Genomic DNA, 14,719 nt, shown 5'->3' on the forward strand with positions numbered 1-14,719 from the left:
TTCCGCATGGCTCGCATTCACGACAACATCACCCAGGCGTTTGGCAACACTCCCCTGGTCCGCCTCAACCGCGTGACCGACGGCGCTGAAGCCGAAGTGCTTGCAAAGCTCGAGTTCTACAACCCCGCCGGGAGCGTGAAGGACCGCATTGGTGTCGCGATCATCGATGCCGCTGAGCAGTCGGGAGAGCTGAAGCCTGGCGGCACAATCGTCGAGGGCACGAGCGGCAACACAGGCATCGCACTCGCATTCGTTGGCGCAGCGCGCGGCTACAAGGTCATTTTGACGATGCCCGAGACCATGAGCGTTGAACGCCGCAAGCTGCTCGCAGCTTACGGCGCAGAAATCGTTCTCACCGAGGGCCCCCTCGGCATGAAGGGCGCGGTCGCAAAGGCTGAAGAGATCGTCGCGAACACGCCTGGGGCGATCCTTGCGAAGCAGTTCGGCAACCCCGCGAACCCCGCAATTCACCGAGCAACCACCGGCCCCGAGATTTGGAACGACACCGACGGCACGGTCGACATCTTTGTTGCAGGCATCGGCACGGGTGGAACGATTACCGGCGCGGGCGGCTACCTCAAGGAACAGAACCCCGGCGTTCAGGTGATCGCCGTCGAGCCGATCGATTCGCCCCTGCTGACTGAGGGCACAGCTGGCCCCCACAAGATTCAGGGCCTTGGCGCGAACTTCGTCCCCGACATCCTCGACCGTGACGTCTATGACGAGGTCATCGACGTAGCCCTGCCCGACGCGATTGCGAAGGCACGCGCACTCGGCACCGACGAGGGCGTGCTCGCCGGCATCTCTGGCGGCGCAGCAGTGTGGGCCGCTGTCGAGGTCGCGAAGCGTCCCGAGAACGCAGGCAAGAAGATCGTCGTCATCGTCCCTGACTTTGGCGAGCGCTACTTCTCGACGGTGCTCTACGAGGATCTCGCAGTTTGAACCTGATTTCACGTATTCGTGAGGACATCTCGTCGGCCCGCGCGCACGATCCAGCTGCGCGCGGGCCGGTTGAGGTGTTCTTTCTGTACTCGGGCCTGCACGCGGTGTGGTGGCACCGCGTCTCGCATGCCCTCTGGAAGAAGGGGATGCGATTCTTGCCACGCGCAATCTCGCAGATCACTCGCTTCTTCACAGGAATTGAGATCCATCCGGGCGCGACAATCGGCCGCCGCCTCTTTATCGACCACGGCATGGGCATTGTCATCGGCGAAACTGCAGAGGTCGGCGACGACGTGCTGATCTACCACGGCGTCACGCTCGGCGGCACGGGCCACCAAAGCGGCAAACGTCACCCGACTGTCGGAGACAGAGTCGTCCTTGGCGCCGGAGCAAAGCTTCTCGGTGACATCGTCATCGGTTCGGATTCCGCGGTTGGGGCGAACGCCGTGGTCGTTCGCTCGGCCGAGCCGTGGACGACACTCACCGGAATTCCCGCTTCGGGCAGGCCCCGCCGGGGCGCCCCTGTCGCGGAGCACCCAAACACTGCCGGGTTCTACGTCATCTAGCAACACGTCTCTGGGGGAACGGACCGAGCCCCCGACGCAATCGTCCATGTCCTTAACCCATAAAGGAACCTGAATCCTCAGTTCGCGTACGTGAACGTACCGACATGGCTTACGCCGGTTACACGAACGGTGGCTTGGATAATGTCGCCCGTCCTTGATCTGTCGCTCACAGCGTCGACAGCATCTTCAGACCGATGAACTGGAAATGGATGCGCTCAACGATCCGCACGCTGAGCGCGAAGACGTAATCCAGTATCTCCGAGATGAGGTCGCCGCGGGGATGCCGCACATCGCCGTCGCCACAGCCGAGCCGTTCGCACACCTCGCAAGAGTGGGCAGTGCAGCGCGCACTGCCCACCCTTTTTTGTTGCCCGTACGCTGCCACCAACGGCAATGAAGCAGGAGGCACCATTGAGTTATCGAGTTGCAATGGATATCGGCGGCACGTTTACAGACATCGTCGTACACAACACTGAAACGGGCACTCTGCGCGCCTCAAAGGCAGACACGACCCCGGCTGATCTGACAGAGGGCGTGCTCACCGCTATCGCGCAGCTAGAGGTGCCACCCGCAGAGATCCTCTCGTTTGTTCACGGCACGACCCAAGGGCTCAATGCGCTGCTTGAGCGACGGGGGTCACGGACACTTCTCGTGACGACGAGCGGCATGGGCGACGTCTATCGGATTGCACGCGGCAACCGCACCCGGATGTTTGACATTCACTACCGCAAGCCAGAACCCCTTGTGAGCCGCGAGGACACCGTCGAGGTTGGCGGCAGGCTCCGCTACGACGGCAGCGAACTGCACCCGCTCGACGAGGAATCCGTCCGGGCGGCCGCAGCGGTGGCTCGAGCGGGCGGCTACGAGGCTGTCGCAGTCTGTCTGCTGTTCGCGTACGCAAACGAGGCGCACGAGCTAGCGGCCGAGGCGATTCTCCGCGAGGAGCTCGGCGACGAGGTCGCAGTCGTGCTCTCGCACCGCGTCGCCCGAGAGTGGCGCGAGTACGAGCGGACGTCATCGACGGTGCTCGAGGCGTACACGGGCCCCGTTGTTCGCCGCTACCTCGCGCGCATCGAGGACAGGTTCGCGGGCGAGGGGATCACGAGCGGCGTGCAGGTCATGCAGTCGTCTGGCGGCATCGTCGGGGCAGGTTTCGCAGCCGAGCACCCGTTGCAGACGCTGCTCTCGGGCCCTGTTGGCGGCACGGCGGGCGGAGTCGCACTCATGCAGCTCCTCGGACGCGAGAACGCGATCTGCGTCGACATGGGTGGCACCTCGTTTGACGCCTCGCTCGTGATCGATGGTCAGCCAGACATTTCGACCGACGGTGAGGCCGACGGGTTCCCCGTTCTCATGCCGCTCGTGAATCTGCACACGATCGGTGCAGGAGGCGGCTCAGTGGCATTTTCTGAGTCTGGCGCGCTGCGGGTTGGACCGCGCTCAGCCGGCGCCCAGCCGGGGCCAGCCTGCTATGGTCGTGGCGGCACCGAGCCGACTGTGACCGACGCGAACGCCGTGCTCGGCCGTGTTGATCCCGAGCATTTCGCTGGCGGCAGGTTCGCGCTCGATGTTGTCGCTTCGGAGCGCGCAATTTCGGGGCTCGCCGCTGAGTTCGAAATGACGACGCCCGATCTCGCCGAGGGAATCCTTGACATCGCGAACGCGAAGATGGCGCAGGCGATCCGCACGCTGACAGTCGACCACGGGCGTGAGCCCGGCGACTTCTCACTCGTCGCCTTCGGCGGCGCGGGCCCGATGCACGCCGAAGCGATCGCGCGGGAGCTCGGCGTACACGAGGTACTCATTCCCGAGTTTCCGGGTGCGTTCTCGGCATGGGGCATGCTCGGCTCAGATGTGCGTCGCGACCTGAGCACGCAGTACTACGTGCACGAGGATCAGCTTGACACCGTGCACCTCGGCGACGCGCTGCAGGGGCTCGTTGCCGCCGCCGATGCCGAGCTCGCCGAGCAGGGTGTGCGTGAGGAGCTCCGCCGGTTCGAGCGGGCGATCGATATGCGTTACGAAGGCCAGGACTACACGCTGACTGTGCCACTCGAAGACGGCGAAGAGCCGGGTCAGGCTGGGTTCACGGCAGTGATTTCAGCACGCTACAGCGACCAGCACAGGCGGCGCTACGGGCACTCGACGCCCGAGGCAAAGGTCGAGTGCGTCAGCCTCCGAGTCACGGGCCTCGGCACCAACGAGTTCGGTCACCTCACGGGCGAGCGCTACCGCGAGGACGCCATCGGGGAGCGAAGCGCTCAGGTCAGATTCGATGGCGCGGTTTGGGAGACCCCGATCCGGCGCCGCGATGCACTCCCTGTCGGCGAGACAATACCGGGCCCCATGCTCATCGTCGAAGACACGACCACAACGGTCGTATCACCCCGCGCGTCAATCCGACGCGAAACTCTCGGACATCTCACCATGGAGGTGCAGGCATGACACTCTCAATCGACCCCGTACGCACGGAGATCATTCGCAGCGCACTGCTGCAGGCCGCCGAAGACATGAACACGACCCTCATTCGGTCGGCCTACACTCCTACGATCTACGAGGCAAAAGACTGCGCTGTCGCGATTATGGACCGCAACCACCAGGTCCTCGGACAGTCGAGTGGCCTGCCGATCTTCCTTGGCAACCTCGAGGAGGTCACACGAGACACCGAGGAGCGCTTCGGCCGTAACGTGTGGGAGCCCGGCGACGTCTGGGTACTCAACGACGCATACATTGCCGGTGCTCACCTCAACGACGTCACGGTCTTCGGGCCCGTGTTCGAACGCGTCGACGGCGGTGAGCTCATCGGCTTCGCGGCCAGCCGCGCGCACTGGATTGATCTCGGATCGAAGGATCCCGGTGGGTCGATGGATTCGACATCCATCTATCAGGAGGGCCTCCGGCTCGGCGCGACCCGGATTTACGCCGGCGGGGAGCCCGTCGAAGAGGTACTGCGGCTCATCGCCACGAACTCACGATTCCCCGAGCCGCTGCTCGGCGACTTGCGCGCACAAACAGCGTGCATTCGCACAGGGGCAGATCGCATGCGCGAGATCGTGTCGCGGTGGGGGCTCGACCTTGTACACGCCGCGCGCGACGCGTTCTTCGCGCAGACTGAGCGGCTCGAAGCCGCAGCACTCGCCGGGCTCCCCGATGGCGAGTACATGGCTGAGGGCACACTCGACAACGACGGGATTGACTTCGAAACCCCGATCCTGATCCGCGTGCGCGTGCGCGTCTCGGCAGGTCGCATCGCCATCGACCTCACCGAATCTGCTGACCAGACACGCGGCCCGGTCAACTGCGGTGCCGCCCAGGCAGTCGCCGCGTGCCGTGTCGCCTACAAGGCCCTCCTCAGCCCCGACGTGGCGCTCAACGGCGGGTCGTTTCAGCATCTCGACGTCACCGTGCGCCAGGGGTCGGTGCTCGCCGCGGTCGAGCCGGCTCCCGTGCAGTACTACTACTCGCATTTGGGCTTGCTCATCGACCTCGTGACCCGTGCGCTCGCAGAGGCGATGCCTGACGCTGTCGCCGCCGCGAGCTACGGCGACTCCCTCATCGTGCAGATGATGGGCTTCGACCCCCGAACCGGCAGAGACTTCCTGTCCCAGGAAGCAACCGTTGGCGGGTGGGGTGCGTGGAGTGGAAGCGATGGCGAAACCGCGCTCATAAACAACGTCAACGGCTCGCTCCGAGATATGCCTGTAGAGGTACTCGAAACACTGTTCCCAGTGCGCGTCGATCGCTACGAGGTACGCGAGGGGTCTGGTGGCGCTGGCGAGTTCCGCGGCGGCGACGGCGTCATCCGCGAGTACACGTTCGAAGCTGACCAAGATCTGTCACTCTGGTGGGAGCGATCAGTAACGCCAGCCTGGGGGCTCTTCGGAGGTGAAGCAGGCGCCGCGCCACGCGTGACGCTCAACCCCGGCACGCCACAGGAACGCTCGCTCCTCAAAGCGAATGCCATGCGTGTTGCTGCTGGCGACGTGCTGCGCTGCGAGTCAGGCGGTGGCGGCGGCTTCGGAGCCGCCTAACCGCTACTCGCGCCGCACCCGGCTACCACGGCTGAGTGCGGCGCGAGCGGCGCGCCGCGTGGTTTCGCTACTCGTCGAGTACGCGCCGTGCCGCGATGTGGATCGCAAGCCTGTGGCCCGGGTTCGACGGGTCAATACCGAGACCGCGAACCCGTTCGAGTCGCGCCGTCACTGTATTTCTGTGAACTCCAAGCACCTGGGCTACCTGAGCGGGTCTGTCGTTGTGGTCGAGTGACACAACAAGGGTCTTCAGCAGTGCCCCGTCGCGATCGACCTCAAGAAGTGGCTTGAGCAACGCCCTCGCAGCGACCTCGGCGTCAGCGCCGAGCAGCGCTGGCAGCGCCGCCTCTGGGGTGAGGCCCTCTGAGAACATCACAAGGCTCGGCGTGCTCTGCGCGATATACGCGGCCCGGTCTGCCTCAGCTAGTGCGGGTTCGGGCGGCTCGGTCGATTCGCAGGCCGTCGAAACGCCGACGGCGATGCGAGCGACTCTCGGATCCGCTGCGACAAGCTGCGCGATAGTGGCCTGCGCGACTTTCTGTTCCCCCGTCAGGGGCACGGCGAAGAAGACCGCCCAGCCGTCACCGTGCGGTGACGCAAACGCTTGGGTAGCAAGCTCAGATACCCGTGCAAGCACGAGCTCGTCAAGGGCGGCGCTCCTGCCGCCGGATGCGAGCAGTTTCGCAGCGCGATACCTTGAGCCGAGCGGCCAGCCGCCGGCAGCAAGCCCGCCACGCAGCTTCTCGCTTGGCGCACCGTCTGCCGCCATGACGGCTGCCAACAGAGTTTCTGCCCGCGAAACGTCACGCCCGAAGGCGATGTGTCTGAGCGCTGCCCACGATGTGAGCGGAGCGATTGCGAGGCGCGCCACTGTCGCGGCAGTAGCGTTGCTTGCATCGCGCTCCCCCGGGCCGCGCCGAGGTCTTCCGACGAGTCGCGCTTGAAACCGCGGGTCTGGAAACGGGACGCGAACGTGAAGTTCGTGCGACCCTGCCTCGCTGACGCGTTGCTCACCGGCGACATGTGCGCCTGCGTGATCGGTCAGCGCAAACTCGTGGTCGGGAAGCAGCCGGTGGAGCGTTGCGAGAGCGCGGCGCGGGCTCATCTTGGCGACGCCAAATGCACGAGCCGCTTCCGCGAGAGTTCCGGCTTCAGAGGCTTCATCGGTTGCGATGATCGCCGCGAACCTCACAGTCGCGTCGAGGACACCAGTGTCGAGCGTGATGAGGGCGACCCCGAGCCTGGCTGCGAGCTCGGCGGGCTCTGGCCCCGTCACGTCGGCTGCGCTGATAACGACGCACGAGACTGCGCGTTCCCACGCGAGCCTGATCCCCCGTTCCAGCCGCCACGCTTCGCGCGTCGCATCCCCGGTGAGTACGAGCGCGCAGCCGGCGGCTACCGAGAGGATGTCTGCGTGGTTGTCAACGACCCGCACGCTGTCGACCCGGGTATCGACTGGGCCGTTGAGCGTGACGGGAGTGCCCAGACGAACCGCGAGTTCTCTGACAGTGAGACTATGTGGCATTTCCCTCAACTTTCATCGTGTCGTCGCTGAGCACAGACCACGCAGCGGGCAGCTCGACGGCGACAAGGTCGACGCGCATGCCCGGCAGGCAGCGCTCGGGATCGAGGACCTCGCCGCTCTCTGAAATAACAAAGAGCTCTTGTGTTGGTGACTGTAGCGGCACCCCGTCAGCGAGCGCGCCCAGGTATGCCTCGTCTGCGTCGACCCTGATGCGCCGGGCAGAACCTGATACGCGACGCTCAGTCATGAGAATGCTGATCCGCTCGCTGCCCGCGGGCCCGTGCTCGATGTTGGTGATCGTCGCCCGCAATAGCGTGCGGTGCGCGACCCCGGCAAGCTCATTGCCCGGTTCAGCGTCAAGGTAGCGCGCAATCGTGCCCGGGTTCGCGTGCTCGCGCAGCTCGCTACCCGTCACGGGGTAGCCTGCGAAGAACACCCAGCCGCCACTCGCGCCGACAAGCCGAGGCACAATCTCCGAGACCCTGCCCGTCGTGCCCTCGAGCACAGTGGTTTCGCCGAACGGCGACGCGACCGCGCACGGCCCCATCTCGACCCCGGCGAGGGTAAACAGCGTATCTTCGACTGTCGGGCGCACCCTGCCGCACCCGTCGGCATCCACGAGTTCGATCCCGAGGGCCGCCGCCGCAGCGAGGGCGAGTACGGCGTTCTCCCCCGCGGTATTGATAGGCAGCACACCCCGTACTCGGGTTCCGATGGTGCGCTCGAGTGCCCTGAGCGCCCGAACAGGCTCCGTTCCATTGGGGAGGTTCTCGGCGAGGGCCGTCGGCGAGCCGACAACCGTCACAACCGCATACATCGCGTCATCGGCGACCGCTGCCGGGGCAGTGAGCGTAACAGCCCGGGTATCGAGTTCTGCCTCGGCCCAGTCTCCAAGTACCTGCAGAGCAGCACTGTTCACTCCGCTCGCAAACGGCCGGGCACCGCGCACCAAGCGCGCAACATCGCCTCGCCGCAGCACCCCCGTCACGCTGGTGCCCCGCTCACGCGAACCCGTACTGTGTCGACGGGGTCTGAGACGTACGCCAACGGGCGGACGTCTGCAGAGCTTCTCGGCTCTGGCGATGGTGCGGCGCCAGCAAGCGTTGCGCGGGTGACGGCTTCTTCGACAAGCGCGAGCGTCTGCTCAGCAGCGGCGTGGGTTCCTAGACCGCGCCGCAGCACGCGCTCAATCAGCACAGTCACCCTTCCCTGGGTCGCACCGAACGCTATCGCCCACTGCAGAAAGCCTGAGAGGCCTGCGGGCTCGGCTCCGCTTGCTGCCGCGTCACCGATGGCCACGACGGGGTAGCCTGGCCGGCGCGCAAGCATACGTCGCACCAAAGGTGAGGTCGCAGGATCGGCGCCGGCGCCCAGCGGCAATTCGACGCTGTCGAGAGCAAGGTGGTTGTGCGTTACGCCCCACAGCTGCTCGACGTCGGCTCGATCGGGTTCGCCGCCTGTCACGCCGACAAGGGTTGTGCTGTCGTCGCGCGCACTCACCAGAATGAAGTCAGTGTGCCCGGTCACCCGGCTCACACCCAGCACCGCCGCACGAACAACCCCGTGAAACACGCCAAGCGGCTGTCGCACAAACTCTGCGGCTGAGCCGAAGCCTCCCATGCCGTGCGCGAATCCAAGGTCGCTGTCTGGGAACGCACGCCGGGCATCGGCCACAACGGCCTCGGCCCAAGACGTGAGCCCCAGGTTCAGGGCCGCCGCATGCTCACGCTCACGCACTCCCGTTCCCCCAAGCTCGTGTGCAACCTCAACGTGGAGCCCGAGCTCCGTGCGCAGCACGCCGGCTGCGGTGCGTTCAAGCCACGGCGCCGACGGCGCTCCCGCAGCACTGACGACGAGCCGTGACGCGCCAGCTGCCACGACCCCGGATGCAGCCTCGCAGAGCTGCGTCGGATCGGCTGGAAGCTTGTGGTTCCCGACGAAGTCGCTGCCTCCGGGCACCTCAGCGCTCCGCGCCCGCAGACTAGCGCCCGCTGTGCCGGGCCACGCGGCAAAGGGCCGAAGCGCGGCCATTGACCGCGGCGCGATCCTGAGCACGCCCACGTCTGTGAGCTGCAAATCGCGTTTGCCCGGAACGATTGCGATTCGAACCGCAGTGACTGCGCTGTCAAGCTCGGGCGGTAGGCAAGCCCGCGCGGCGGCGAGTGTCTCTACGAGGCCCACCTGAGGCTGCACCTCTGCAGTGAAGCGCAGCTGCTCGCCGTCAGCAACCGCCAGGCGGACAGTTGACGCTGTGAGATCGATACCGAGCTGCATACATCTATTGTCTCGCCTAGAGGGGCTCTCGTCAGTCGAGCGGCTTCCCCTCAGTTTCAGGAAGCGTCACCGCTGCGAGCACTGCGATAACAAGGAAGACGAGAATGAAGAGCACCGTCATTGTGAACGACACCGACGCGGCAAGCAGCGCGCCAACGGCGACGGGGGCGATAGCGTTCGAGATCAACTGAGCCGCAGTGGCCCACGAGTAGCCCGCGGCGCGTACCCGGGTCGGGTAGAACTCCCCATTCCACGTGTTCCAGACGCCCCAGCCACCGAGGATGAAGAACGACATCACAAAGTTTGCGACATACAGCGACGGCAGGTCCCACGACACCGCGAAGAGCACACCGCCGAGAATCGCCCCGACGAGGAAGGCAACGAAGGTGAGCTTGCGGCCGAACCGCTTAGTGCACCAGGCCGCGGCAAGGTAGCCGGGAATCATGATCACGGCGCTGAGCGCGACAAAGCCGAGCGAGTCTGCAAGTGTGAGCCCCCGCTCCTGCAGCAGTGTGGGCAGCCACACCTGCAGCCCCCAGTAGCCCCAGTTGAACGCAAAGTTCACGATGAGCATCAGCAGTGTGCGACGCCGCATGTCGCGACGCAGCAGCTGCAGAGGGTTCCCCGCTTGGTCAGCCTGCGCTTCGCGTACGAACTCGGTGCCTGGAGCGACATCAACGCCGAGACCACGAAGTACCTTTGCGGCCTTACCGTGTTCACCGCGGCTGACGAGGAAATAGGGCGACTCGGGCACCCAGAATGCAACGACGATCACCCAGAGGCACGCGACCGCTGCTGCAAAGGCTACAACCTGCCAGCCCGCGTCGTGGAAGAGCGAGGTGACACCGATCGCAACGAGAGTGCCGATGGGCCATCCGATCGACAGCAGCACAGCCGCTCGTCCGCGCTGCCGTGAGGGCATCAGTTCAAGGAAGTACGGAAACACGACCGTGTATGCGCCCGCAAGCGCAAAGCCCGAGAGCACCCGCAGCCCGACGAGCATCTCAAAGTTCGGCGCGAGCGGCACGATGGCGGCAACGATGCCATACGCGATGAAACTCACGATGGTGACGGGCCGCCGCCCGACACGGTCGGCAATCGGCCCCCAGATGAGTGCGCCGGGAATCATGCCGATTGCCACAGCTGAGAGCACGAGGCCGAGCTTTGTCTCGTCGAGGCCGAAGTGGTTCGAGACGTCGCCCGCGACGTAGACGAGCGCGAGTTGCTCCCACGATTCAATGACGAAGATCACAAACATGGCGATCACGATCCGCACGTGTGCGGGTGTGAACCGCATGTGCTCGTAGACGTCTTGAAGCGCGACAGGTCCGGTGGTCCGGGCCGCAGCAGCTGAAGTGGTTTCCAACGAGACTCCCTTGTCGATCGATACGGTTCGGAGCCAACTTAGGTCACTGCTTCACCCGCAGACTGGGCGGCAGGCACACTCTGAACCCCTCCAGCCGGGCGACAAGCACTGGGGCTGAGTCAGCGCAGGGTACGACCGTGCCGCTCCATCCAGGTTCCGGTGCGGCGACGCTCCACAAAAATCATTGCGAGCCCAATAAGCCACAACGGGATCTGTGCGGCAAACGCTACCTTGAAGGCAGTGAGCGAGTAAGTCTCGGGTGAGCCTGCGCCCTGAAGATCCAAGATGATGCCGATGAGCATCACCAGGAGTAGCGCAGCGGTGAATCCCCCGGTGTTCACGAGCCCAGTGCCAAAACCTGCGAAGCTGCGTGGGGTGTGGGACCTAGCGACCTCAAAGGCGATCATCGATGCAGGTCCGCCAAGCGGCAGGATGACGAGCAGCGCAATGATGAGCCAGCCCGGCGGCATGCCCGGCCACAGCAGCACCGCAAGCCACGTCACCATAATGAGCACGGTGATACCGATCACCAGCAAGACCCTACGCTCGATGAAGCGCGAACTGATCGGACCAAGTACCAGGCCCGCGACCATCGATGAGATCACCGTGAGGCTCAGCAGGCCGCTCGCCGCGGGCGCGCTCATCCCGAGACCGCCAGTCAAGAACGGCGTGCCCCATAGCAGCAGGAATGCCTGAGCAGAGAACGGTGTCACGAAGTGAATCCAGTACGCGAGTCTGACTCCAGGAATCGACAGGAGTCGCCGCACCCGGGAGAGGATCCCCTCTTTCCCGCCCGTGTTCTTTCGGCCCGCGCGGCCGCGCCCAACAACGGGAATCATGTTCGTCGCAGGCGGAGCCATCGTCACGGTCGTGATCGGGGCCGCAGCCAACGCTTCTGAGTTCTTCGTGATCTTGCCAGTTCGCCTGGTGAGGCGTTCGAACGCTGTGCGGCGCCCAGGGGCATCTCGCAGCACGACGAATCCGAGCAAGAACGAGAGCACGCCGACTGCAGCGATACCGAGGAAGCCTGTTGCCCACCCGAAGGTGTCGACGACGAAGGCGAGCGGCGCGACCGAAACGAGCTGTCCGACCTGACCGATCAGTCCGGTCACCTGGCCGAGCGTCGACAATTGGCGCGGCTTGAACCACTCGGGAAGGAGCCTCATAACTGCCGTGAATGTGCACGCGTCGCCCGCACCCACGAGGATGCGCGCGAGGATGGCGAACTCAACGTTTGCGACTGTCGCCATGACGATCTGTCCGGTGAGCATCAGCGCAGAACCCGCGAGGATCAGGATCGTGGATCCGTAGCGGTCGAGCAGGATCCCGACTGGTATCTGGCACGCCGCGTACACGAGGAGCTGGATCACCGGGAAGGCCGCGAGCGTCGACGCGTCGATCGAGAAGTGATCTTGTGTCGCGGGCCCGAGCGCCGAGAGGGATGAACGGTTCACGATCGCGATCGCGTAGAGCGTGACCGCCACTCCCCACACCACCCAGGGAAGGAATGGTTTCGAGGCTCGCATGAATTCAATGCTAGTCCTGTGTGAGGCCAATCCAGCGTAGGCACGGCTCTCGACCTCAGCTGAGGACTTCCCGACTATTCTAGGAATCTATGAGCTCGACTATTCACACCGAGGGTAGCGCCGCCGAGAGCGGGACGCCGCAGCCGCACGAATTGGTGTCCATCCTGCGCGACAGGATCCTGCACGGCGAGCTCGCGCCGGGGCAGCGGCTCGTCGAGCGTACGCTCGCGAGCGAGCTCGGAGTGTCACGGATTCCGGTGCGCGACGCCCTGAACATTCTTCGCGGCGAGGGATTCGTCTCCGCGCTCCCGAACCGTGGCATGACGGTGGCGGCGCTGTCGCCGCAGGACGTCGAGGAGCTGTTTGAGGTGCGCGAGTCGCTCGAGGTGCTCGCGGTACGCCGGGCTACGGAGCGCGCGACGCCCGACGAGATCGACAGGCTCGAGGAGTCAATCGCGGCCTCCGAAGTGGCTTGGGAACGCGCAGACACTGCTGCTGTCGGTCAATGCAATCAGGAATTCCACGACTTGCTCTGGAAGATGGCGCACAACTCCCTCCTGTCGTCGCTCATGGAGCCTCTGGAGGGCCGCATGCACTGGCTACTCAGGCAGAATGATGACCCGCGCCGTCTCCAGGCGGAGCACGTCGCTATTCTCGCCGCAATCCGAAGCGGCGACGCTGAGCTCGCCGCCCGGGCTGCTTTGGATCACGTGCAGACGAGCCGAGAGATCTGGCTTGATCTCTCGGCTCGCAGGCGCACCGCTTAGTCTCGCGGCGGCAGTGGCGGCCCGTCTGGGAAGTCGCTGCGGGTGAGATCGAGAAACATGGCGCCCTCGAGTGCGCCGTTCGGCCGCACCTGGTAGTCCCGCAAGACACCAATTCGTTTGAACCCGAGCCGCTCGTAGCTGCGGATTGCGCCATCATTGTTCTCGTTCGGGTCGAGTGTGATTCGAGTGATCCCGTTCGCGAACTCGTGCTTGATGGCGAGCGCGAGGGCCTCCTCGCCGACCCTGTTCCCTCTGAAGCGGGTGCCGATGAAGAGGTGCATCACCGTTGTCGGGTATTCGGGGTCTTCGCCGCGCAGCACGTAGAGCGCGCCTGCGCACTCCCCCGCGACCTCGATGATGCGCGTGGTCTCCGCGGCGTCGATGAACTCGGCCTGAACCCGCTCTCGCGTGTAACCAACCCACCAGAAGGCGACCTCGGGCTCGCACAGGATCTCGAACAGCGGTTCGAGATCTGCTTGCTTCGGCGCGCGGAGGGTGACGAGCGGCCCAACGATGGGCCCTGCGGGGAGTACGGGTGTAGACATGGACACAGCGTACTGCGTACGCCACATTGTGCGCCACGCAAAAACCCTGGCGGCCGGCAGGAAGACTTCCCACCGACCGCCAGGGTCCATAGCCCGAAGACTACTGTCCGAGCGCCTTCAGCCGCTCTTCCTCGTCCATGCGGATGCAGGACTCGATAAGCGGTTCCATCGAGCCGTTCATCACCTGGTCAAGGTTGTACGCCTTGTACCCTGTGCGGTGATCGGCGATGCGGTTCTCGGGGAAGTTGTACGTACGAATCCGCTCCGAGCGATCCATCGTACGGATCTGGCTCGACCGGTGAGCGCTTGCTTCGGCGGCAGCTTCCTCGGCGAGGCGAGCGAGCAGGCGTGCGCGAAGCACGCGCATGCCAGCCTCACGGTTCTGCAGCTGCGACTTCTCGTTCTGCATCGCAACCACAATGCCCGTCGGAAGGTGGGTGATGCGCACCGCCGAGTCTGTCGTGTTCACGGACTGACCACCGGGGCCACTCGAGCGGTACACGTCAATCTTGAGATCGTTCTGACTGATCTCGACCTCTTCGGCTTCGTCGGGCTCAGGGTACACGAGTACGCCTGTCGTCGAAGTGTGGATGCGCCCCTGCGACTCGGTGACTGGCACGCGCTGCACGCGATGCACACCGCCTTCGTACTTGAGGTGCGCCCAGACGCCCTGGGACGGATCACTTGCGTTGGCCTTGATCGCGACCTGCACGTTCTTGTAGCCGCCGAGATCGCTCTCGTCCTTCTCAAGAATCTCGGTCTTCCACCCCTTGGACTCCGCGTAGTGCATGTACATGCGCAGCAGGTCAGCGCCGAACAACGCCGACTCGGCTCCGCCCTCGCCGCCCTTAATCTCAAGAATGACGTCGCGAGCATCGTCGGGATCCCGCGGGATCAGCAGTCGGCGAACCTTCTCCTGAGCCTCGGCGAGCTGCGCCTCGAGGTCTGGGACCTCTTCGGCGAACGCCTCGTCTTCCTTCGCGAGCTCACGCGCGGCTTCGAGGTCGTCTGCCAGCTGCACCCAGTGCTCGTGGGCCGACTTGATCTTGCTGAGCTCAGCGTAGCGGCGGTTGACCTTCTTGGCCCGCGCTGCGTCAGCGTGCAGCGCGGGATCCGCGAGGTCCTCTTGCAGTGATGCATGCTCAGCGAGCAGCCCAGCAACCTGTTCAAACACGTA

Annotated in this window: 13 protein-coding genes; 5 read left to right on the forward strand and 8 right to left on the reverse strand. The window is 64.8% G+C overall.

Annotated features, from left to right (window positions below; translation table 11 throughout):
- Positions 1 to 6 precede the first annotated feature (6 nt).
- Positions 7 to 942: a cysteine synthase A gene (gene cysK, locus KI794_RS12030; RefSeq protein ID WP_119284722.1), complete on the forward strand. Its 936-nt coding sequence runs from the start codon at positions 7 to 9 to the stop codon at positions 940 to 942.
- Complete coding sequence (gene epsC, locus KI794_RS12035; protein WP_119284723.1) at positions 939 to 1,508, forward strand: serine O-acetyltransferase EpsC; 570 nt, start codon at positions 939 to 941, stop codon at positions 1,506 to 1,508. Before cysK ends, epsC begins: the two co-directional genes overlap by 4 nt.
- Before the next feature lie 166 nt (positions 1,509 to 1,674).
- On the opposite strand, the gene KI794_RS12040 is transcribed toward epsC, so the two are convergent.
- Complete coding sequence (locus KI794_RS12040; RefSeq protein ID WP_255808223.1) at positions 1,675 to 1,830, reverse strand: hypothetical protein; 156 nt, start codon at positions 1,828 to 1,830, stop codon at positions 1,675 to 1,677.
- A gap of 71 nt (positions 1,831 to 1,901) precedes the next feature.
- On the opposite strand from KI794_RS12040, the gene KI794_RS12045 reads away from it, so the two are divergent.
- The gene (locus KI794_RS12045; protein ID WP_255808224.1) at positions 1,902 to 3,953 is read left to right on the forward strand and encodes a hydantoinase/oxoprolinase family protein; all 2,052 of its coding nucleotides are present in this window, start codon (positions 1,902 to 1,904) and stop codon (positions 3,951 to 3,953) included.
- A complete protein-coding gene (locus KI794_RS12050) occupies positions 3,950 to 5,539 on the forward strand; it encodes a hydantoinase B/oxoprolinase family protein (RefSeq protein ID WP_255808225.1) in 1,590 nt (529 codons plus the stop codon). The genes KI794_RS12045 and KI794_RS12050 overlap by 4 nt, the downstream gene beginning before the upstream one ends.
- Positions 5,540 to 5,606: 67 nt before the next feature.
- Here KI794_RS12050 and KI794_RS12055 read toward each other — a convergent pair whose 3' ends face one another.
- The 5 genes from KI794_RS12055 to KI794_RS12075 form a co-directional block, all read right to left on the reverse strand.
- A complete protein-coding gene (locus KI794_RS12055) occupies positions 5,607 to 7,064 on the reverse strand; it encodes a PucR family transcriptional regulator (RefSeq protein ID WP_255808226.1) in 1,458 nt (485 codons plus the stop codon).
- On the reverse strand, positions 7,054 to 8,052 hold the full coding sequence (locus tag KI794_RS12060) for an S-methyl thiohydantoin desulfurase domain-containing protein (RefSeq protein WP_255808227.1): 999 nt from the start codon (positions 8,050 to 8,052) through the stop codon (positions 7,054 to 7,056). The genes KI794_RS12055 and KI794_RS12060 overlap by 11 nt, the downstream gene beginning before the upstream one ends.
- Complete coding sequence (locus KI794_RS12065; RefSeq protein WP_255808228.1) at positions 8,049 to 9,338, reverse strand: hypothetical protein; 1,290 nt, start codon at positions 9,336 to 9,338, stop codon at positions 8,049 to 8,051. Before KI794_RS12065 ends, KI794_RS12060 begins: the two co-directional genes overlap by 4 nt.
- A 31-nt stretch (positions 9,339 to 9,369) precedes the next feature.
- Entirely contained in the window at positions 9,370 to 10,704 is a 1,335-nt protein-coding gene (locus KI794_RS12070) for an MFS transporter (RefSeq protein ID WP_255808230.1), read from the reverse strand.
- Positions 10,705 to 10,823: 119 nt separating this feature from the next.
- Positions 10,824 to 12,230: an MFS transporter gene (locus KI794_RS12075; RefSeq protein WP_255808231.1), complete on the reverse strand. Its 1,407-nt coding sequence runs from the start codon at positions 12,228 to 12,230 to the stop codon at positions 10,824 to 10,826.
- Between the two features lie 89 nt (positions 12,231 to 12,319).
- Here KI794_RS12075 and KI794_RS12080 point away from each other — a divergent pair, with 89 nt between their 5' ends.
- Positions 12,320 to 12,997, forward strand: coding sequence for a GntR family transcriptional regulator (locus tag KI794_RS12080; RefSeq protein WP_119284731.1), 678 nt, complete (start codon positions 12,320 to 12,322; stop codon positions 12,995 to 12,997).
- Here the strand turns inward: KI794_RS12080 and KI794_RS12085 are convergent.
- Positions 12,994 to 13,542 (reverse strand): GNAT family N-acetyltransferase, encoded by a 549-nt coding sequence (locus KI794_RS12085; protein WP_255808232.1) that lies wholly within the window; start codon positions 13,540 to 13,542, stop codon positions 12,994 to 12,996. The genes KI794_RS12080 and KI794_RS12085 overlap by 4 nt on opposite strands.
- Before the next feature lie 100 nt (positions 13,543 to 13,642).
- A complete protein-coding gene (gene prfA / locus KI794_RS12090; RefSeq protein ID WP_119284733.1) occupies positions 13,643 to 14,716 on the reverse strand; it encodes a peptide chain release factor 1 in 1,074 nt (357 codons plus the stop codon).
- Positions 14,717 to 14,719: the final 3 nt, after the last annotated feature.

This window comes from Leucobacter aridicollis (assembly GCF_024399335.1).
GTDB lineage: Bacteria > Actinomycetota > Actinomycetes > Actinomycetales > Microbacteriaceae > Leucobacter > Leucobacter aridicollis_A.